Source organism: Marinobacter sp. UBA3604, from assembly GCF_002375325.1.
In the GTDB taxonomy this organism is placed as follows: domain Bacteria; phylum Pseudomonadota; class Gammaproteobacteria; order Pseudomonadales; family Oleiphilaceae; genus Marinobacter; species Marinobacter salarius.
Window position 1 is genome coordinate 1 of record NZ_DFMB01000026.1, and the last position, 19,947, is coordinate 19,947.

Genomic DNA, 19,947 nt, shown 5'->3' on the forward strand with positions numbered 1-19,947 from the left:
GGTTTAGCGGGGGCAACTACACTACACAACGATATAAAGCGCGTCTTACAACGATAAAAAGGAGCAAACAGTGGCTATTACTGTCTCTATTGAGCTTAACCGGGAACTGGATCTGCCCGCCGGATATGACGAAGTATTCGAGCTGCTGGCGGACGTGCCCGCATCGGCAAGCCATTTTCCCAAGGTGCATAACCTGGTGGATCTGGGTGACAACGCCTATCGCTGGGAAATGGAAAAGGTGGGCGTGGACAAGCATGCCATCCAGTCTGTATACGCGTGCAAATACTTCGCGGACAAGGACAACGGCAGGATTACCTGGGAGCCGGTGAAAGGCGAGGGTAACGGTGTGGTAAAAGGCTCCTGGACCCTCAAGAAGAAAGACGACAGCACTACTTCGGTGAAATTCCAGACCAGCGCCGAGTTGACCGTTCCGCTGCCGAGCCTGTTGAAACTGGCCATCAGCCCCGTGATCAAGCACGAGTTCAATAGTCTGGTCGATACCTACATGAGTAACCTCAAGAAAGCGTTCTGATGGTCGTCGCTATCAAGGCTATAAAGGCCATTGCGGGACGCGGGGAATCATAAAAGGTATAATGCGCGCAGACACTTTTCCGGCATGTGCCGACTGATGACTTTGGAGTCCCCATGGCCGAACGCAAGGCTCGGGTAGAAAGAAATACCCTGGAAACACAGATCACCGTCGAGATCGATCTCGACGGCACCGGCAAGTCCAGCTTCGACACGGGCGTGCCTTTCCTTGAGCACATGATGGATCAGATTGCCCGCCACGGGCTGGTGGACCTGAACATTGTCTCGAAGGGCGATCTGCACATTGATGACCACCACACGGTGGAAGATATTGGTATCACCCTGGGCCAGGCTTTCAAGCAGGCGGTTGGCGACAAGAAGGGCATCCGTCGTTACGGCCATGCCTACGTGCCGCTTGACGAAGCACTGTCCCGCGTGGTGATTGACCTGTCTGGCCGTCCCGGCCTGATGATGGATGTGCCCTATACCCGTGGTGCTGTAGGAGGCTTCGACGTCGACCTGTTCGAGGAGTTCTTCCACGGCTTTGTGAACCACTCCATGGTCACCCTGCACATTGATAACCTGAAGGGTAAGAACACCCACCACCAGATCGAAACCGTGTTCAAGGCCTTCGGTCGTGCCCTGCGTATGGCCATTGAAATGGACGAGCGAATGGCGGGTATTACCCCGTCCACCAAGGGGTCGCTGTAAGCGGCCCTGGGCTCAACTAAAAGAACCACGATTCAGGAAGTTTCTCTTCGCATGAAAACCGTTGCCATTATCGACTACGGCATGGGTAACCTTCATTCCGTCAGCAAAGCGGTGGAGCACGTTGCACCGGATACCCGTGTTCTGGTCACCGACAACGCCGAGCTGATCCGCAGCGCGGACCGGGTGATCCTCCCTGGCGTGGGCGCCATCCGCGACTGCATGGCGGAAATCCGCCGCCTGGGAATTGATGAGTTGGTGCGGGAAGTCTCCGCTGACCGTCCGTTGCTCGGCATTTGCGTAGGCATGCAGGCGCTGATGTCCCGCAGCGAGGAAAACGGCTGGGTGGATTGTATCGACCTGTTCCAGTCGGAGGTGCGCTTCTTCGGTGACAATCTCACCGAGAACGGCGAACGCCTGAAAGTGCCTCATATGGGCTGGAACGAAGTGCGCCAGACCATGGATCACCCGCTTTGGCACGATATTCCCGACGGCGACCGCTTCTATTTCGTGCACAGCTACTACGCTGAAGCCGAGGGCAACCCGGATATTGCCGGCTGTACCCATTACGGCGTTGACCTGGCTGCAGCCGTGGCGAGAGACAACATCTTTGCGGTGCAGTTCCACCCTGAAAAAAGCGCTCGGGCGGGGCTGCAGTTACTGAAAAACTTTACCAACTGGACTGGAACATGCTGATCATCCCGGCCATAGATCTTAAAGACGGCAAATGCGTAAGACTGCGCCAGGGCCGTATGGACGACTCCACCGTTTTCGGTGACGATCCTGTTGATATGGCAACCCGCTGGGTGGATGCTGGCGCCCGCCGCCTGCATCTGGTGGACCTGAATGGCGCCTTCGCCGGTGAACCCGTCAACGGCGAAATCGTCCAGGCCATCGCTCGCAAATTCCCGGATTTACCCATCCAGATTGGCGGCGGTATTCGTTCGGCGGAAACCATCGAGGCCTATCTGAAAGCCGGCGTACAGTGGGTCATTATTGGTACCAAGGCGGTGAAAGAACCGGAATTCGTTACCGAGATGTGCAAGCGCTTTCCCGGCCACATTATCGTGGGCCTGGACGCCAAAGACGGCCGCGTTGCCACTGACGGCTGGGCGGAAGTGTCTGAAGTCATGGCGACCGATCTGGCGAAACGTTTTGCCAACGACGGCGTCGAGTCCATTGTTTACACCGACATCAGCCGCGACGGCATGATGCAGGGCGTGAACGTGGAAGCCACTGCTGCACTGGCGGAAGAAGGCGGCATTCCCGTGATCGCTTCTGGCGGCGTTACCAACATGGACGATCTCAAGCGCCTTGCTACCGTGGCTGACAAGGGCATCCTCGGTGCGATTACCGGCCGAGCCATCTATGAAGGCACCCTGGATGTGGCCGAGGCCCAGGCCTTCTGCGACAGCCTGAAGGGGTAACGCGAATTATGGCTCTGGCAAAACGCATTATTCCCTGCCTGGATGTCGATAAAGGCCGCGTTGTAAAAGGCGTGAACTTCGTCGATATCCGCGATGCTGGTGACCCGGTGGAAGTGGCCCGCAAGTACAACGAACAGGGCGCCGACGAAATCACCTTCCTGGACATCACCGCCAGTCACGAAAGCCGCGATACCACCTATGAAACTGTGGAGCGCATGGCGGCTGAAGTGTTTATCCCGCTGACGGTGGGTGGTGGTGTGCGCACCGTTGAGGACATCCGCAAGCTCCTGAATGCAGGCGCGGACAAGGTGTCAATCAATACTGCGGCGGTGTTCAATCCGGACTTCGTGCGCGAGGCTTCTGACCGTTTTGGTAGCCAGTGTATCGTTGTCGCCATTGATGCCAAGCGTGTCAGTGGTGAAGGAGAGGAGCCCCGATGGGAGATCTTCACCCACGGTGGGCGCAAGCCGACAGGGCTGGATGCCGTTGAATGGGCTCGCAAGATGACCGCGATGGGTGCCGGTGAGTTGCTGCTGACCAGCATGGACCGTGACGGCACCAAAATCGGATTCGACCTGGGGCTGACCCGCGCCATCAGCGACGCTGTATCAGTGCCGGTCATTGCTTCAGGGGGTGTGGGCGAGCTGCAGCATCTGGCAGACGGTGTGACCGAAGGTCGCGCGGATGCCGTGCTGGCGGCGTCCATCTTTCACTTCGGTCAGCATACGATTCCCGAAGCAAAGGCATTTATGAAGGCCCAGGGGATTGTGGTGCGGGATTGAGGTCGGGCCTCATTCCTGCTTCGCCAGCGCGGGCCGAATCGCCCGCTTTTCCCCTTCCGCAAACATTGGTCGGTTGCCATTCCTCATCGCCCATACGCCGCTGACGGTCGCTACGGCAATTCCCTGCTCGTCCAGCTCTGGCAGACGTTTCTCTAGATAATCCACCGTTACCTTGTGAGGATGGCCAATGCCGATGGCGCTGCCGTTTTCCTTTGCCCGCTTGATAAGAAGCTCGAACTGCTGATCCACGAATTCCTCGGTTTGCTCGTGATCCAGGAACACGTCGCGGGTGAGGGTGGGTATGCGGTAAGCGGCTGCGACTTCGCCCGCAATGGAGGAAGCGATGGTGCGGCTGTCCACGAAATAGACCGGGTAGTGATCGAGTTCAGACATCACCCAGTCCATCGGCTGAAGTTGTTGAGTTAGCAGGCTGCCCATATGGTTGTTCACGCCCTGCACATGGGGAATGGACTGGAGCGCTCGCCGCAAGGTAGTGGCTATGCTGTTCTGGTCCATGTCCGGGTTCAGGCCGCCGGGCCCAAGGCCGATGTTACGGGTATTGGCCATTGGCGCATGCAGCATGATTTCCTTGTGCTTTTGGTGGGCCAACTCCGCCAGTCTGGTGGTGTATCTGCGGTAGGGCAGGAAAGCCAGGGTGATGGGCTGATCCAGGGCGATCAGGCGCTCACCTTCCACCAGGTTATGCCCCATGTCATCGATGATGATGGCGATAGTGGGCGGGAGTTGCCCCTCATGCTCCCCGGCAACAACCGGGGAGGTGGCCAAAAGGGCGGCAATCAGTGTTGCTAGAACTTTCAATCCGCGCTTTCCTGTGTCGGCTTGTTACGCTTGTTGAGAATGCTCATGCCTTTCAGCAGGTTCAGTGCAGAGCGTAGCTGGAAGTCCTTGTTCGCCGGCGACGTGCTTTGTGCGTCCTCCTGCTTTTGCGGTTCTTCCTGCTGCCCCTCATCCTGCCCCTCAAGGTGGCCGCTGAGATCCGCCTCGGTAAAGAACGGCTGACTGTCGAGCTCAGTCAGCTGCGCCGGCTTCACTTCAATATCCGGTTTGATCCCCTTGGCCTGGATGGAGCGCCCATCCGGGGTGTAATAGCGGGCGGTGGTCATCTTGATGGCGTGAGTCTCATCCAGGGGGATGACAGTTTGCACGCTGCCTTTGCCGAACGACTGGGTGCCCATGACCACGGCACGCTGGTGATCCTGAAGCGCGCCCGCAAGAATCTCGGATGCAGAGGCGGAACCGCCGTTAATCAGAACAACAATGGGCGTATCCGGCATCACATCTCCGGGTTTGGCATTGAAGCGCAGGCGCGAGCTCTGGATGCGGCCTTCCGTGTAGACGATCAAGCCGCTATCCAGCAGGGCATCGGCCGCTTCAACCGCCGCCTGGAGAATGCCGCCGGGGTTGTTGCGCAGGTCAATCACCAGGCCGTCCAGGTCGCTGCCATGTTCCTTCTCCAGGGCTTCCAGTGCCTTGGTGAACTGCGTGCCGGTATCCGCCTGGAACTGAGTTATGCGGACGTAGCCATAGCCGTTCTCGATGATGCGGGATTTGATGCTGGTGACCTTGATGATGTCGCGTTTCACATCAATCTCGATCGGCGCTGATTCTCCCTCACGCATAATGGTCAGGGTGAGGACGGTTCCTGGCTTGCCGCGCATCAGTTTAACGGCTTCTTCCAGCGACATGCCTTTCACCGGCTGGTCACCCAGTTTGATGATCAGGTCGCCCGCCTGTACACCGGCCTTCTGAGCAGGGGTGTCATCGATGGGAGAGATAACTTTTACGAAGCCATCTTCCATGCCTACTTCGATGCCCAGGCCGCCAAACTCGCCGGAGGTGCTCTCTTCGAGCTGTTCGTAGTCTTTCGGGGCCAGATAGGTGGAGTGCGGGTCCAGGTCAGATAACATGCCTTTGATCGCGCTTTCGAGGAGCTGGCGGTCGTCCACCTCTTCCACATAGGCATCCTTGATTCGGCCAAACACTTCAGCGAATTTGCGAAGGTCGTCCAGTGGCAGCTGTTCTTCCGGATCAGGCAGCTGTATTTCCACCTGCTCACCGTGCTGGATGCCTTCCAGCAGGCGTCGGGTTTCTTCATCGGCTTCCTGGGCATGAATAAGGCCGGGCAGAACGGTTAAGCAAGTGGCAAGGGCGAGTGCGCGTGTGCTGGCGTGGTGTAGACTTCTTACCCGTCTCATTCACATGTCCTGTGTTAATCCGATGACTGGTTGTTCCCAAGTATTGCCGGACAGTATGGCGTTACCGGGCTGATTTGTCAGCCTTTGGGGTAGCGTGAACCCGTTCAGCGGTTGCCGAGCCAGCGTCGGGGATTGTCCGGTTTTCCATTGTGGCGGACCTCAAAATACACCGCGGGGTCATTGGTCCCGCCGGTTCGGCCAGCCTGGGCAATTGCCTCGCCCGCTTCAACCCAGTCTCCGGGGCTGGTGAACAGACTACTGCTGTGGCCGTAGAGCGTCATGTAGCCGTCGCCGTGGTCGAGGATGGTGATCAGGCCAAACCCGCGCAGCCAGTTGGCGAAAACAACGCGGCCATAGTGAACGGCTTTTACGTCGCCTTCCTCGGCGGTGTTGATCAGCAGTCCGTTGTGCTTGAGTTTTCCGCTGGCGTAGCTGTCTCCGAAGTTGCGAACGATTTTGCCTTCCGCCGGCCACGGCAGTTTGTTCTTGAGTGATCCGAACGGATCTGACTCATTGGGCGTGGGGATGTTGGCGATGGCCTCTTCGACCTCCCGCAGCAGTTTTTCCAGGCGCTTGCGATCCTCTTCCAGTTCCTCGCGTTCGCTCAGTCGATTGCTGATGTCGGTTTTCAGGGCCGCCAGGGTCTGTTCCCGTTCCTTTTTGCTGCTGCTCAGCTTTTGTTGGCGGTCGGCGACATTCTCTTCCAGTTCTGCCAGCCGCATCCGCCCGGCCTTGACCTGCTTCTGCGTTTCTTTCAATTGCCGGAGATTGGCAGCGAACGCCTCGAGGCGGTCAATGGTGTCCCGGCTGAGGTACTCGTAGTAGGTCATCGTGCGGGCGACCTTGTCCGGGTCGATCTCGTTGAGCAGGACTTTGACGGCGGGCGCGTCGCCTTCCATCCAGGCGGCGCGGATCTGTTTCTTCAGGCTGTCGCGCTGGCTTTCCAGCACGCGGGTGAGTTCGGTCTCTTCCTTGCCGAGCTCGGTCAGGCGCAGTTGCTGTTCCCGTGCCTGCTGGCGGAGCTCCCGGCGTTCGCGGGTGAGCCGGCCTATTTCCTGTTCGAGCCCGGAGAGCTGTTGCTCCAGCGAGGAACGGTCTTCCTCGGCGTCGGCAAGCCACTCATCAATATTGGCAATCTCTTCCTTGAGATCTTCTATCTGGCCAGGTGTGACCTGTTGCTCCGCCAGTGCTGGCGTGACGACTGCAAGCATCGCCACCGCCAGCCAAAGACGCAGAATCAACCGATCTCCACCAGGCTGTGCCCGGTCATTTCAGCCGGTTGTTCCAGGCTCATCAGGCTCAGCAGGGTGGGCGCCACGTCGCTGAGGCTACCGTCGTCCCTGAGGTTGACCTTGCGTGGGCCAACGTAGATAAGCGGCACGGGGCCGATCGTGTGGGCCGTGTGTACCTGGCCGGAATTGGGGTCGGTCATCTGCTCGCAGTTGCCGTGGTCAGCGGTGATCAATGCTTCACCACCCACTTCCTGCAAGGCTTCGGTAATACGGGCTACGCACTGGTCGATGCATTCCGCGGCCTTGATGGCGGCATCCAGCTTGCCGGTGTGGCCCACCATGTCGCCATTGGCATAGTTACAGACAACCAGGTCGTATTTCCCGCTCTTGATTGCCTCGACCAGCTTGTCAGTGACCTCGGGCGCACTCATTTCCGGTTGCAGGTCGTAAGTCGCCACTTTGGGCGAAGGAACCAGGATTCGGTCCTCACCTTCAAACGGTGTTTCGAGACCGCCGTTAAAGAAGAAGGTAACGTGTGCGTACTTCTCGGTTTCGGAAATCCGCAGCTGGGTTTTGCCGAGGTTGGCCACATACTCGCCCAGACCATTGGTCAACTGCTCCGGAGGGTAAGCGCACGAGGTATTAATATCGGCTGCGTACTCGGTCAGCATGACGAAGTCAGCCAGTTCCGGATGTTTACGACGTTCAAAACCGTCGAAGTCCTTTTCCACGAAGCAGCGTGTCATCTCGCGGGCGCGGTCGGCACGGAAGTTCATGAATATAACGGTGTCGCCGTCACTGATGGTGCCCTCGTTTTCGCCGCTGGTCATGATACGGGTGGCTTTTACAAACTCGTCGTTCTCGCCGCGCTCGTAGGCTTGCTCCAGCGCGGACACCGGATCAGCTGAAGTGAACTCTGCTTCGCCCAGGGTCATAACGTTGTAGGCTTCTTCCACACGGTCCCAGCGATTGTCTCGGTCCATGGCGTAGTAGCGGCCAACAATGGAGGCCACCCGGCCCACGCCCAGGTGCTTGAGTTTGGTGGCGGCTTTTTCCAGTGACGCTTTTGCACTGCGGGGAGGCATGTCGCGGCCATCGAGGAAGGCGTGGATATAGACTTCCTTCGCGCCGCGCTTGGCTGCCATCTCAGCGGCCGCCAGTACGTGGTCTTCATGGCTGTGAACGCCGCCGGGGGAAAGCAGGCCCATCAGGTGCACAGCACGGTTGCTGCTGACGGCTTTATCAATGGCGGCGCAAAGTACGGAATTTTCCGTAAAACTACCTTCTTCTACATCTTTGTCGATGCGTGTCAGGCTCTGATAAACCACCCGGCCAGCGCCCAGGTTCATGTGCCCAACCTCGGAATTACCCATCTGTCCCTGGGGCAGGCCGACAAACATGCCGGAGGTGTTGATGAGTGTTTTCGGCTGATTTTCCCAGAGCTTATCCCAACACGGGGTGTTGGCATTGCTGATGGCGTTGTCTTCAGCCGGGTCACGGTGGCCCCAGCCATCAAGAATGATCAGTGCGGTAGGCTTACGCGTGGCAGTCATCACTTAATCCGATGGTAGTTTGGTAAATTTACTAAAAAGAACATTGATTCTAAACATTTTCGCACCCTCCGGCCAGTGGCGTCACCTTCGGCCTGGTCACCTTCTGTCCTTGGGGAAGGGTGTGTATAATCCCGCCACAAACTATTCAGCAAGGTGTTTTCATGGAAAGGGTGTTCGAGTTCGCGGTTAACCATTACATTCTGGTATCTCTGTTTGTCGCTTTCCTGCTGGCCATATTGGTGCTTGAGTCTCGCCGTGGCGGCAAGAAAATCTCTGCGCAGGGAGCCGTGAATCTGATTAACCGCGACGAAGCTGTCGTCGTCGATATCCGTGATCGCAAGGATTTTAACGAGGGCCGGATAACCGGTTCAATCAATATTCCCCTTAATAGTATCAAAAGTCGTGCGTCGGAACTGAAGAAGTTCAAGGACAAGCAGATTATTGTAGCTGACAAGATGGGCCAGCATTCCGCCATGGCGGTCAAGCAGTTGAATGCGGAAGGCTACGCCAATGTGGTTCGCCTCAATGGTGGCGTTGCGGACTGGAAAGGCAGCAATCTGCCGTTGGTGAAGAAGTAACGGCCCTGCCAGGCCTTGAACTGAACGGTAAACTGTCGCACTGTTTCACATCAGCCGGCGGAGCCAGGCATTACACTGTTCCGGCAGCACTGACATAGCAACGGGCCCTGGTTGCCCCTTATCGAGAATGAAAGGATTGAACATGGCTGAAAATGAGCAGGCCGCAGCAGGCAACGAAAACCAGAATCAACCACAGTTCGCGCTCCAGCGTATCTATGTGAAGGATCTGTCGTTCGAGTCGCCGAATTCCCCAACGGTTTTTCAGGACCAGTGGAAACCTCAGGTTAATCTGGATCTGAACACGTCCCACAACAAGATCAGCGATAACCAGTACGAAGTGGTCCTGTCTCTGACTGTGACCGCGAAAGTCGATGAAAAAGTGGCTTACATCGTCGAGATTCAGCAGGCAGGTGTTTTCCTGGTGAAAGGTATAGAAGGCCCACAGCTTGGCCAGATGCTGGGTGCCTATTGCCCCAACATCCTGTTCCCCTACGCTCGGGAAGCCATTGACGGTGTGGTTGGCCGGGGTAGCTTCCCGGCACTGATGCTGGCACCGGTTAACTTTGATGCCATCTATGCACAGGCATTGAAGCGCAAGCAGGAAGAGGCGTCAGGGGAAGCGAAGGAAGAGCAGACTCACTGATACGCTCTCGGCACAAGCGTCAGAAAACCCCGCCAACTCAGGTTCGCGGGGTTTTTTATTGGACGGTTTCCGGCTCGATACCGTCACTGATTATCTGGTCGATCTCACCGGACGTCTTCATGGACTCCAGCGCCTGGGACAGGCAGGGGATATCGTCTTTGCGGGATTCATGCACCCAGTGGTAGATGGGGGCTTCCAGCAGTGGCTCGCCAATAGCCAGTTTTGGGTTCTTGCGTTTGGCGGCCAGAGCGTCCCACTCCAGGGTCAGTGCCACGTCGATACGGTCTCGTTCGAGCAGATCGATCAATTGAAAGCTGTCACTGGTGGTTATCTGTGTCGCATCCTCGGGCAGGACTGCCGCGACCATTCGATAGCCATTGAGGAAGCCAATCCGTTTTCCCTTCAAAGACGCCTTTGAGTCACCGGTTTCGCCGTTGAGAGCCATCGAAACCAGGCGCGCGTCCAGGATCGGCGTAGCCAGGGGTAGCAGGGGTGCATTGTCTTTGACGGCCATCGGTATCCGTGCAAGCTCGCCGTCTGACTGGCCTTTCTCTGCCATGAGCACGGCTCGTGCAGCCGGGGCATCCAGATATCTTATGTCCAGCCCGCAGCTGTCATAGAGCTTTCGGATGATCTGTTTGCCCAGTACCACAGACACTTCTGAGGTTGTCGAGGGAGTGGTGATAACCCGGGTAGCCTGCGTATCGCTATTGGACCAGGCGTTGCTGGCGGTCAGTACGAGCGAAATGGCAAAAGTGGGCCACATATCCCGGATATGGCTATTGTGCCCCTTCGAATCCAAGTTGCCTCCACGCTTCATAAACCACCAGTGCTACCGTGTTGGATAGGTTAAGGCTCCGACTTTCTGGCCGCATGGGCACTCTCAGGCGATGCTGCTCCGGCATCGCATTGCGGATGTCCTGCGGTAGCCCGCGGGTTTCGGGGCCGAACATCAGATAGTCACCACTCTGGTATTCAACATCATGATAACCACGGCTACCTTTGGTAGTCAGCCCGAAGAGCCTTGAAGGTTGCTCATTTTCCAGAAAGGCCTGGTAGCCGGAGTGCACCGTTACCGTTGCGTATTCGCTATAGTCCAGGCCTGCCCTGCGCATCTGTTTGTCCTCGAGGGTAAAACCCAGGGGTTCAATCAGATGCAGCCGGCAGCCGGTGTTGGCGCAGAGCCGGATGATATTGCCGGTATTCGGCGGTATCTCCGGCTCGAACAGCACCACGTTCAACATCCTGTGATCAACGCTCCACGGCGAGGGCAACACCCATGCCGCCGCCAATGCACAGGGTGGCAAGGCCCTTCTTTGCATCCCGGCGAGCCATCTCGTGGAGCAGGCCGACCAGGATTCGGCAACCGGAAGCCCCGATTGGATGGCCCAGTGCGATGGCACCACCGTTCACATTGACCTTCGCGGTATCCCATCCCAGGTCCCGATTAACGGAAATAGCCTGGGCGGCGAAGGCTTCGTTCGCTTCCACCAGATCCAGATCGTCCACCGACCAACCGGCCAGTTTCAGGCAGCGCTGGCTAGCAGGGATCGGGCCGGTGCCCATAATGGCCGGGTCGACACCGGCATTGGCGTGAGCCCTGATGGTGGCCAGCGGCTCAAGACCAAGTTCTTTGGCCTTGTCGGCGCTGCATACGATGACGGCCGCCGCGCCGTCGTTAAGGGAAGACGCATTGCCGGCGGTGACGGTTCCATCCTTTTTGAAGGCGCCACGAAGCTTGCCCAGGCTGTCCGCGGTTACGCCAGCACGCGGGTTTTCGTCCGTGTCGACGATCAGCGGATCGCCCTTGCGCTGAGGAATAGTGATGGGGACAATCTGGCCCTCGAAGTAACCCGCGTCGATCGCGGCGGCCGCCTTCTGCTGGGACGCGGCAGCAAACTCATCCTGTTCTTCACGGGTGATGCCGTACTTCTCCACAATGTTTTCCGCGGTGACACCCATGTGGTAGTCATTGAAGGCGTCCCAAAGGCCATCGGAAATCATGGTGTCTACCATGTTCCAGTTACCCATGCGCTGGCCGTTGCGGCTGTTAGGCAGCACATGGGGAGCCTGGCTCATGCTCTCCTGGCCACCGGCAATCATCAACTCGGCGTCACCGCAGCGAATGGCCTGGACCGCCATGTGCACTGCCTTCAGTCCGGAACCACACACCTTGTTGATCGTCATTGCCGGTACCGATGCGGGGATGCCGGCGTTGATGGATGCCTGGCGTGCCGGATTCTGGCCGCAACCGGCCGTCAGAACCTGGCCAAGGACTACTTCGTTGACTTGATCGGCGGCGACGCCGGTCTCCTCAAGCAGGGCTTTGATAACGGCGCTGCCCAGCTTATCGGCACTCAGGCTGGACAGCCCGCCGCCGAAGCTGCCGACGGCGGTACGTTTGGCGGCTACGATAACTACATCACGCATGGAGTCTCTCCGGTTTGCACGCAGATTTTAAAAGTTGGCTTCATTGTATCGGAAAGCGAGAGTGGGCCAAAGCAGGCAGCTGCGATGGTCTTAAATATTGAGGGATCTTACATATTAAGGCTGCGTCCGCCATCCACCGCGAGGATCTGGCCGGTGATAAACGGGGCGTCGCACAGCAGGAAGGCGATGGCGCCAGCAATGTCCTCCGGTTTGCCGGTGCGGGCCAGGGGCGTCTTGGCCAGTATGCTCTGCTGGTAGGCATGGTCTATCACAGCATCACCCTCTGGCCAGAGGATGGCGCCTGGTGAAACCCCATTCACGCGTACCTCGGGTGCCAGGTCCTTCGCCCAGGACAGGGTCAGTGAAGCGAGTCCGGACTTGCTGGCGCAGTACAGTGGATGGTTGGCCAGCGGCCGTTGGCTGTAGATGTCGATAAGATTCACGATGGCGCCCCGTGACAGTTTCAACGCTGGCAGGCAGGCCTGGCCCAGAAAGAAAGGCGCCCGCAGGTTGGTGTTCATGTTCGCATCCGCCTCCCGCGAACGGTAATGAATGACCACGCTCCAGCCGCGCTGGTGGAGATGTCTGGCGGTATGGGAGCCAAGTCGATGCGCTGCGCCGGTAATGAGGGCTACAGGTGTTGATGATGCCATCGCGTGTCTTACTCTTTGTTGAGGAATGCGAGGATACGCCGTAACCGCTCATTGTGGATTGCTTCACCCAGTTCTTTTCCACGAAACCCCTGTTCCATCAGGGTTTTCGCCTGTACCCCGGTGGCGGCATGTTGCGCGGATTCCAGCCAATCCACCTTGTGCCGTTCTGGCTCCGGCAGCGCGCATCTCAGGGCAGCCAGTAGTCCGGAAAATCGGTCCGCCCGACGCCACACGTCTGCTCCATCCAGCATGTCCAATAACAGCTCGGCGTCGTGAGACGTCATAGTGCGGACCGTTGGTATCAAGTCGGTGGTGAGGCGGGTGAGATCCTGACAGTCGTTGGGGGCTTTCAGTGCCCTGGCTCGATTCCGGGCACCGGCCGGCGCCAGGGGGGAAAGCAGCGCCGCGAAGCGGACACTGGTGTCGTCGCTGCTTTCGTGGGCACGGCGCAAGGCGCCGATGGCGTCTGAAAATGCCTCGAGTGGCTCCAGTTCCGGTATAAGGACAGCCAGTGCACCGCATTCACGCAGGACCTCGAAAAAGGTACCGGGTTCCTGCTCACGCAACGCTCGCTGGATTTCCTGCCATACCCGCTCCGGTACCAGGTGGCTGACCTCGCCCTGGTCCACCATCTGCCGCATCATCGCCATGGTGGGTTCGGCAATGGTGAATCCCTGCGGCTGCAGGCGGGCAGCAAAGCGTGCGGTGCGCAGTATGCGCAGCGGGTCCTCGGCGAAGGCCTCGGAAACGTGGCGTAGTTTGTGATCTTGCAGGTCCTGGCGGCCGTGGAAGGGGTCGACAATTTCACCTGCGGTGGACTTTGCCATGGCGTTGATGGTCAGGTCACGGCGCTTCAGATCGTCCTCAAGGGGCACGTCCGGGGCGCTGTACACGGTAAAGCCGTGGTAGCCTCGCCCCTGCTTTCGTTCCGTTCGTGCCAATGCGTATTCCTCCCGGGTGTCTGGGTGAAGGAATACCGGAAAATCTGCGCCTACCTGCTTGAAGCCCTGTCGCAACATGTCGTCCGGCGTTGCACCGGTGACCACCCAGTCCCGGTCTTTGACCGGCAGACCAAGAAGTTCATCACGGACGGCTCCGCCCACCAGATAGGTTTTCATGGATCGGGTTCTGCTCCTTGAGGGATGTTGCTCTGGGGATTATCCCGGCAAGGCTGGCCACAGGCAAACCGGTTGGCCACAAAAAAGCCCGGTATCAAACCGGGCTTGGTGGAGTTGCTTCTAGGAAACGGGCTCAGAACGCAGCGCCGAGCTCAATCGCCGCGCCCAGATCGGCATCACTGATCAGGCCGCCGATGTCGAGGCGGGCACCGAAGGGTGACAGGCCGATACCGGCCGTAAACTGGGTGTCTTCCTCGATACCGTCATTGTCGTCATTGCTGGCCAGGTTCTGGCGCACGCCGAAGCGAAGTTGCGCGTAGCGGAAAGCGTCGAATTCCGCGCCGAGGGCCACCCACTGGGTGTCATCTTCGTAGCCGAAGGCTTTCTTTTCCGTCAGGTCCACTTCTGCCGTCAGCACATGGAATTCGCCTTTGTGGGCGATGCCAGCGGTTACCATCGGGTCGAGTTCCAGGGTGCGTTCCTCTTCATCAGGGTGGCTGGCCGCAGAATCCAGTTCCATGGGGATCAGGTTCTTGACCGCGATGCCGGCATTCCACTGGTTGCGAGAACCGAAGGCGTAGGCGGCGCCCACGTCGAGGTTAAACCCGCTCTTGTCGGTCTGGTACTCGTCGCTGTCGAACTCGTCGTCTTCAAACCCGGAGACGGTTTCGGTGTACTGGAAGGTGCGCAACTGGACGTATTTCGGGGAGACGCCCAACTGCAGCCTTGAACTGTCCTGAAGCTCTATGGAAGTGGCGATGGAAAGGCCTACTTCGGCGACAGCGGAGGCCAGGATGCGGCCACGGGATTCCAGGTCACGGTCGAGATCGGCGGCAATCAGTTCCGGGATGGTTGCATTCTCCAGGTCCGCCAGAAACTGCTCATCATCTTCGTCAAACTCCCCGCGGACGGTGGCGCGGATGTTGCCGTTGGTGAAGAAGCCGACGGCAAACGACTCCGAGGGCACCGCCAGGGCGAGACCCAGGCCACCGTCAATCCGGACGGTGTCGCGATCAAAGTCATTCAGCTGCCGTCTCAGGTCGCCGGCGGCTTGGCGGGCATCTTCCGGGTTCGACGTCTTGTCCAGTTCCTGAAAGCGATCAATGGTGTCCTGAATATCGTCGATCTGATCAACGGTTTCCTCTTCGTCCGCAAAGCGGGCGTTGACGGAGGGTAGCATCAGGCCAAAGTCGTTGGACCATTCATGGTGGTCCGCAGCCATCATCGCTGGGTTAGTGGCACCGGCCGCCGCCGGGTGGGCGACGGCGACACCGGTGCCGCCCATGGCAAACGAGCGTGATGACATGAACGCTTGCGCGCTCGCGATGGCGGAGGTGGTGGCGATGGAAAGGCCGATGGCCAGTGATAGCTTGGTCAGACGCTGTGGGGTCATGATGTGTCCTGATGAAGCGATGATGCTGCTAAGTTAAAGGTGACATGCAGTTCAGGTTAATCCAGTTGCTGCCGTGACTCACCGGTGATGCGGTAACGGTTTGTTTTTCTACTGTAAATAGCGGTAGTTTTTTGCCGCATGGATTCTGTGTGGCGGGCAGTGTGAGAAATGAAATTATGGAATTCAGTCGGTTACAAAGGTTGGCGTGAATTTTTCATAAGGGCAGTGAACAGATGTTTTTTGCGGAGAACCAACATGACCCTGCGGCGGATACTGATACCTGCGCTGGTGCTAACAATGATCGGCTGCGCCCCCGTTGGCCAGCACCGGAACGCCGGTGCCGACCGGCAGCAGACCGAACTGGACCCGATTACCGTGCGGGTTAGCGGCTTCGGGACCTATGAGGAAGTGTCGAAAGATCGCCTGAACACGCGCAAGCGCCTGCTTGCCCGGCGTGCGTCCCAGTTGGATGCCTATCGCAATCTGGCGGAACGGGTCTATGGGACCGTGATCTACGGCAGCTCAACGGTGAACGATTTCGTATTGCAGAACGATATGTTCCGCACCTACGTTGATAGCTACATCCGTGGTGCCAAGATGGTTGCCGTGAATGAACACAGTGACGGAGTTGTGGAAACCGTTATGGAGCTCAAGCTGGAGCCCAGGTTCCGTGCCTGTGTTTCCCGCGTAACCGATCGGGAAGTGCAGGACCTGTGTCCAATCCCTATGCCCAGAGGCAATGACAGCACCGGAGATTTCCAGAGCCGGGGCGTTGATTCCCTCTACTACCTCGAATAAGGGAACGATTTCCCATGAAATTGGCTATTTCCGTTGTCACAGCGCTGTTGGTGTTTGCGTGTGGCGGTGCCCAGGCAGAGGTGCTAGAGGGCGTCGGCCACGCCACCATCTATAACGATGATGTTGACAGCGCACGGCAGGAAGCGAAGAAGGCGGCGTTAAGGGATGTTTCCCTGCAGTACGAAGCCAGGATCAGTAGCCGCGACACCATGGAAAACGGTGTGGTGACGGAATCCCGCCTGCAGGTAGCTTCGTCGGCGCGGGCAAAGTCCGTTGAAGTGGTGGACGAGTACCGGCGGGGGAATCTGTTACGTGTCACGGTTCGTGCCGATATGTCGGCCAGCGGCCAGTGCCAGGCCGGCGATGCCGCGGAGTTGAGAAAACGCGTGGCCGTGACAGGCTTCCCCATGGTGTATCCGGATCAGGCCCGGATAGGGCGCATAGGGGATGCCGGCGAAGTCTTGCCGCAATTGCTGCAGGCGGATCTCCGGCGCGGCGGCAATCTCCAGGTCTTCGGCGCAACCACCCAGCGCCTGTTTGATGACCTGCTTAATGCTCCGACGCATCAGAAATTCAACAATCGATTGAGCAACGTGATTCAGGTCGCTCGCGAGCTTGGGGTGCAGTTTGTGGTTACCGGTGTGATCCGTGATGTTGGCGTGTCTGACCCGGACGCCTGGGGAAGTTCTGTTATCGACCGCCTGCAACGGGGCATTGGTGCGGCGAACCAGAACCGGCGGTTTGTGGTGGACATGATGGTTTATGACGGCTTCAGCGGCGCACCTGTCTATCAGGAGCGGTTTTCGGCGGAGGCACGTTGGAATGCTGGGCCGGGGTCTTCTGATGGGTTCGGGTCGGCGGGTTTCCGGGAAACCGAGTACGGACAGGCTGTTGCGGGATTGATGAACAACATGGTGTCCGCGGTCAATGATGCGCTGGCTTGTCAGCCATTCATCACGCGGGTGACGAGAGTCGACGGCAACAAGGTCACGCTGGATTCCGGAGCCACGGCAGGCTTGCGCCCGGGGGATGAGCTGAAGCTCTATCGCAGTGCCAGCTTCTTCGATTCACCCGGGGCGACCCCGGAACTGGTGGACAGCCGCGCCACCATGACAGTGAACAACGTTCACCCGGATTTCAGTAACGGCAGCATTCCTGTCTTTGGCGGGCTGATCAATATACAGCGGGATGACGTGGCCATCGTCTGGTAGGGACTGGTCAATCAGGCTGCGGCAGTTTCCGCCGCCACGTCCCGGATCTTGCCAACCATGGCCCTCAGGCCGTTGCCCCGTGTGGGCGAGATGTGGCGGAACAGATCCAGTTGTTCGAACAGTTCGTCGATGTCCGTAGCCAGCAGGTCCCTGGGGGACTTGCCATTCAGCGCCACCAGGATAATGGCGGCAAGACCGCGAACGATGATGGCGTCGGAGTCAATCAGCAGGTACAGCTTGCCACTTTGCTCATCGTAATGATGGATCAGCCACACCTGGCTCTGGCAGCCGTGGACGTAATTCTCTTCCCTGCGCTCGTCGTCCGGAAATGCCGGTAGCTGCTTGCCAAGGTCGATAATGAACGCGTAACGCTCTTCCCAGTCGTCCAGAAATTCAAAGCCATCCAGGACGTCTTCGAGGGTGGTATCTTTCCCGAGCGGGTTGTTCAAAAATTCCTGTTCAGCGGCAGTCATCACAGCATCCCCAGTTCAAGCTTGGCTTCGTCGGTGAGCATGTCATTGTTCCAGGGCGGATCGAAGGTCAGTTCGACGGTCACCTTGTCCACATTGGGTACATGCTCAAGCTTGGTCTTGACGTCTTCAGTGATCACCGGGCCCATGCCACAGCCGGCGGCCGTCAGTGTCATCTTGACGTACACATGGTTGCCGTCTTCCGTGCCATTCTGTATTTCACACTCGTAGATCAGCCCCAGTTCCACCACGTTGACCGGAATTTCCGGGTCGTAGCAGTTGCGCATCGCTTCCCACACCTGGTTTTCGTTCACTGTACCGTCTTCGGGGGTGTCGAAGCTGCTTTCAAGGGGCTTCTTGCCCAGGGCATCGGCATTGTGGCCTTCAATACGAGCGAGGTTGCCGTTCACCGCCACGGTGAAGCTACCACCGAGTGACTGTGTGATGGTGACGAAGGTGTCCGACGGAATCATGATTTCGGTTCCGGCGGGCACCAGGCGTGCCTCTACTTCGCGTTTGGTCAGGACCACTTCCCGTTCTTGCATGCCTTAATGGGCCTCGTATTCTCTATCTGGTTTGTCGGGTTCAGGCGACTGTAAAGCTCTCGCCACAACCGCACTCTGCCGTCGCGTTCGGATTCCGGAACTGGAACAGGGAGTTAACCCCTTCAGTCACGAAATCAATTTCAATGCCGTTCACCAGAGGCAGATGCTCTTCCTTCACGTATACGTCCACGCCATCAATGTGAAACACCTTGTCGTCCGACGCGGCTTCTTCCACCCACTGGGTTTCATACTTGAAGCCGGAACAGCCGCTTTTCTTGATGGCCAGGCGAATACCTTTCGCCTCAGGCTTCTTGTCCAGTTGTTTGCGAACGTGTTTTACCGCTGTCGGGGTCATGGTGACCGCCACGGTTGGTGTGAAGACTTCGGCTGTCATATTTCCACCTCCATCAGGCAAACAGACGCTGGATTTTCTGCAGGGCAGTGAATAACTGTTCCACTTCCTCCAGCGTATTGTAAAACGCAAAGGATGCCCGGGCTGTACCGGGAACCCCGTAAAAGTCCATCAACGGCATGGCGCAGTGGTGGCCAGTGCGGATCGCAATGCCCTGCTGATCCAGCAGTGTTCCTATATCACTGGGGTGCAGGCCGGCGATTTTAAAGGACATGACTGGCACCTTTTGGCTGGCCGTACCGATGATTTCCATGCCCGGGACTGACTCGACGAGTTCGTTGGCGCGGGTGAGAAGCGCGTTTTCCGCCGCTTCCATGCCATTGCGATCGAGGTCGCCCAGATAATCAATGGCTGCGCCCAGGCCAACGGCCTCGGCAACCGGTGGTGTGCCGGCCTCAAACTTGTAAGGCAGCACGTTCCAGGTGGTGCGCTCGAACGACACCCGCTCGATCATCTCACCGCCCCCCTGGAAAGGAGGCATCTCTTCCAGCAACTGGGCCTTGCCGTACAGTACGCCAACGCCGGTTGGTCCGAACAATTTGTGGGATGAGAACACGTAGAAATCACAGCCCAGCGCCTGTACGTCCGGCTGGAAGTGCGGCACCGCCTGGGCACCATCGATAACGGTGATCACGCCGTGAGCCTTGGCCTGCTCAATCAACGGTGCAATCGGGTTCACGGTGCCCAGGACGTTGGACACATGCGTCAGTGCCAGTACCCGGGTGCGCTCGCCCAGCAAGCTGTTGAACGAGTCCAGATCCAATTCACCCTGTGGAGTGATCTGGATGGGAACCACCTTCGCGCCCGTGCGCTCGGCCACCATCTGCCAGGGCACGATGTTGGCGTGATGTTCCATATGGCTGACGAGAATTTCGTCATCAGGCTTGAGGCGGCCGGCCAGGCCATTGGCCACCACGTTGATGGCCTCGGTGGTGCCACGGGTCCAGATAATCTCGCGGGTGCTGCCAGCGTTCAGGAACGCGCGAACCTTCTCCCGGGCGCCCTCGAAGGCGCTGGTGGCGCGGTCGCCAAGCGTGTGGGCGCCGCGATGGACGTTGGAATGCATTTCCCGGTAATAGCGATCCATGGCGTCCAGAACGGCGATGGGCTTCTGTGACGAAGCGCCGTTGTCCAGATACACGAGGGGCTTGCCGTTGATCTGCTGATCAAGAATCGGAAAGTCCCGGCGGATCGCCTCGACGTCGAACGCCGCAGTGCCCGCCTTTTTGGCCATGGAAAGGTCTGTCATA

The 19,947-nt window shown here is 58.3% G+C and carries 23 protein-coding genes; 9 read left to right on the plus strand and 14 right to left on the minus strand.

Going from position 1 to position 19,947, the window contains the following annotated elements:
- Positions 1 to 70 precede the first annotated feature (70 nt).
- From B2590_RS07405 to hisF, 5 genes are all read left to right on the plus strand, one after another.
- Complete coding sequence (locus B2590_RS07405; protein WP_075194381.1) at positions 71 to 532, plus strand: SRPBCC family protein; 462 nt, start codon at positions 71 to 73, stop codon at positions 530 to 532.
- Positions 533 to 645: 113 nt separating this feature from the next.
- Positions 646 to 1,239 carry an imidazoleglycerol-phosphate dehydratase HisB gene (gene hisB, locus B2590_RS07410; RefSeq protein ID WP_007153401.1) on the plus strand — a complete coding sequence of 198 codons (594 nt, stop codon included), beginning with the start codon at positions 646 to 648 and terminating at the stop codon, positions 1,237 to 1,239.
- Between the two features lie 51 nt (positions 1,240 to 1,290).
- Positions 1,291 to 1,932, plus strand: coding sequence for an imidazole glycerol phosphate synthase subunit HisH (gene hisH / locus B2590_RS07415; protein ID WP_075194383.1), 642 nt, complete (start codon positions 1,291 to 1,293; stop codon positions 1,930 to 1,932).
- Positions 1,926 to 2,663 (plus strand): 1-(5-phosphoribosyl)-5-[(5-phosphoribosylamino)methylideneamino]imidazole-4-carboxamide isomerase, encoded by a 738-nt coding sequence (hisA, locus tag B2590_RS07420; protein ID WP_075194384.1) that lies wholly within the window; start codon positions 1,926 to 1,928, stop codon positions 2,661 to 2,663. Before hisH ends, hisA begins: the two co-directional genes overlap by 7 nt.
- 8 nt (positions 2,664 to 2,671) lie before the next feature.
- On the plus strand, positions 2,672 to 3,445 hold the full coding sequence (hisF, locus tag B2590_RS07425) for an imidazole glycerol phosphate synthase subunit HisF (protein ID WP_036208768.1): 774 nt from the start codon (positions 2,672 to 2,674) through the stop codon (positions 3,443 to 3,445).
- A gap of 9 nt (positions 3,446 to 3,454) precedes the next feature.
- Here the strand turns inward: hisF and B2590_RS07430 are convergent, their stop codons facing one another.
- From B2590_RS07430 to gpmM, 4 genes are all read right to left on the minus strand, one after another.
- Positions 3,455 to 4,264 (minus strand): divergent polysaccharide deacetylase family protein, encoded by an 810-nt coding sequence (locus B2590_RS07430; protein ID WP_075194386.1) that lies wholly within the window; start codon positions 4,262 to 4,264, stop codon positions 3,455 to 3,457.
- A complete protein-coding gene (locus tag B2590_RS07435) occupies positions 4,261 to 5,661 on the minus strand; it encodes a S41 family peptidase (protein WP_036208773.1) in 1,401 nt (466 codons plus the stop codon). The genes B2590_RS07430 and B2590_RS07435 overlap by 4 nt, the downstream gene beginning before the upstream one ends.
- 104 nt (positions 5,662 to 5,765) lie before the next feature.
- Positions 5,766 to 6,872, minus strand: a complete 1,107-nt coding sequence (locus B2590_RS07440) for a murein hydrolase activator EnvC family protein (RefSeq protein WP_286847917.1) — start codon at positions 6,870 to 6,872, stop codon at positions 5,766 to 5,768.
- A 26-nt stretch (positions 6,873 to 6,898) separates the two neighbouring features.
- Entirely contained in the window at positions 6,899 to 8,446 is a 1,548-nt protein-coding gene (gene gpmM, locus B2590_RS07445) for a 2,3-bisphosphoglycerate-independent phosphoglycerate mutase (protein WP_286811511.1), read from the minus strand.
- Positions 8,447 to 8,607: 161 nt separating this feature from the next.
- Between gpmM and B2590_RS07450 the strand changes: the two genes are divergently transcribed.
- Together B2590_RS07450 and secB are read left to right on the plus strand one after the other, a co-directional pair.
- Positions 8,608 to 9,024, plus strand: a complete 417-nt coding sequence (locus tag B2590_RS07450) for a rhodanese-like domain-containing protein (protein ID WP_007153393.1) — start codon at positions 8,608 to 8,610, stop codon at positions 9,022 to 9,024.
- 142 nt (positions 9,025 to 9,166) lie between these two features.
- Positions 9,167 to 9,667 (plus strand): protein-export chaperone SecB, encoded by a 501-nt coding sequence (secB, locus tag B2590_RS07455; protein WP_007153391.1) that lies wholly within the window; start codon positions 9,167 to 9,169, stop codon positions 9,665 to 9,667.
- Positions 9,668 to 9,722: 55 nt separating this feature from the next.
- Here the strand turns inward: secB and B2590_RS07460 are convergent, their stop codons facing one another.
- From B2590_RS07460 to B2590_RS07485, 6 genes are all read right to left on the minus strand, one after another.
- Positions 9,723 to 10,469, minus strand: a complete 747-nt coding sequence (locus B2590_RS07460) for a substrate-binding periplasmic protein (RefSeq protein ID WP_286811510.1) — start codon at positions 10,467 to 10,469, stop codon at positions 9,723 to 9,725.
- A complete protein-coding gene (gene trmL / locus B2590_RS07465; protein WP_286811509.1) occupies positions 10,447 to 10,911 on the minus strand; it encodes a tRNA (uridine(34)/cytosine(34)/5-carboxymethylaminomethyluridine(34)-2'-O)-methyltransferase TrmL in 465 nt (154 codons plus the stop codon). The genes B2590_RS07460 and trmL overlap by 23 nt, the downstream gene beginning before the upstream one ends.
- A gap of 7 nt (positions 10,912 to 10,918) precedes the next feature.
- Positions 10,919 to 12,097, minus strand: a complete 1,179-nt coding sequence (locus B2590_RS07470; protein ID WP_286811508.1) for an acetyl-CoA C-acetyltransferase — start codon at positions 12,095 to 12,097, stop codon at positions 10,919 to 10,921.
- A gap of 107 nt (positions 12,098 to 12,204) precedes the next feature.
- Positions 12,205 to 12,750, minus strand: a complete 546-nt coding sequence (locus tag B2590_RS07475; protein ID WP_286811507.1) for an SDR family oxidoreductase — start codon at positions 12,748 to 12,750, stop codon at positions 12,205 to 12,207.
- 8 nt (positions 12,751 to 12,758) lie between these two features.
- The gene (locus B2590_RS07480) at positions 12,759 to 13,868 is read right to left on the minus strand and encodes a multifunctional CCA tRNA nucleotidyl transferase/2'3'-cyclic phosphodiesterase/2'nucleotidase/phosphatase (RefSeq protein WP_286811506.1); all 1,110 of its coding nucleotides are present in this window, start codon (positions 13,866 to 13,868) and stop codon (positions 12,759 to 12,761) included.
- 133 nt (positions 13,869 to 14,001) lie between these two features.
- Positions 14,002 to 15,261 carry a conjugal transfer protein TraF gene (locus B2590_RS07485; protein WP_286811505.1) on the minus strand — a complete coding sequence of 420 codons (1,260 nt, stop codon included), beginning with the start codon at positions 15,259 to 15,261 and terminating at the stop codon, positions 14,002 to 14,004.
- A gap of 255 nt (positions 15,262 to 15,516) precedes the next feature.
- Here B2590_RS07485 and B2590_RS07490 point away from each other — a divergent pair, with 255 nt between their 5' ends.
- Entirely contained in the window at positions 15,517 to 16,059 is a 543-nt protein-coding gene (locus B2590_RS07490) for an LPP20 family lipoprotein (RefSeq protein ID WP_286811504.1), read from the plus strand.
- Positions 16,060 to 16,073: 14 nt separating this feature from the next.
- Positions 16,074 to 17,270, plus strand: a complete 1,197-nt coding sequence (locus B2590_RS07495) for a flagella assembly protein FlgT (RefSeq protein ID WP_286847915.1) — start codon at positions 16,074 to 16,076, stop codon at positions 17,268 to 17,270.
- 11 nt (positions 17,271 to 17,281) lie between these two features.
- On the opposite strand, the gene B2590_RS07500 is transcribed toward B2590_RS07495, so the two are convergent.
- Genes B2590_RS07500 through B2590_RS07515 form a run of 4 tightly spaced genes read right to left on the minus strand, consistent with a single transcriptional unit; the run spans position 17,282 to position 19,946 of the window.
- Positions 17,282 to 17,743: a SufE family protein gene (locus tag B2590_RS07500; protein ID WP_007153381.1), complete on the minus strand. Its 462-nt coding sequence runs from the start codon at positions 17,741 to 17,743 to the stop codon at positions 17,282 to 17,284.
- Complete coding sequence (gene sufT / locus B2590_RS07505; protein WP_007153380.1) at positions 17,743 to 18,285, minus strand: putative Fe-S cluster assembly protein SufT; 543 nt, start codon at positions 18,283 to 18,285, stop codon at positions 17,743 to 17,745. Before sufT ends, B2590_RS07500 begins: the two co-directional genes overlap by 1 nt.
- 40 nt (positions 18,286 to 18,325) lie before the next feature.
- Positions 18,326 to 18,679, minus strand: a complete 354-nt coding sequence (locus B2590_RS07510) for a HesB/IscA family protein (RefSeq protein ID WP_075194396.1) — start codon at positions 18,677 to 18,679, stop codon at positions 18,326 to 18,328.
- Between the two features lie 13 nt (positions 18,680 to 18,692).
- A complete protein-coding gene (locus B2590_RS07515; RefSeq protein WP_286811502.1) occupies positions 18,693 to 19,946 on the minus strand; it encodes an aminotransferase class V-fold PLP-dependent enzyme in 1,254 nt (417 codons plus the stop codon).
- Between the last annotated feature and the right edge of the window lies 1 nt (position 19,947).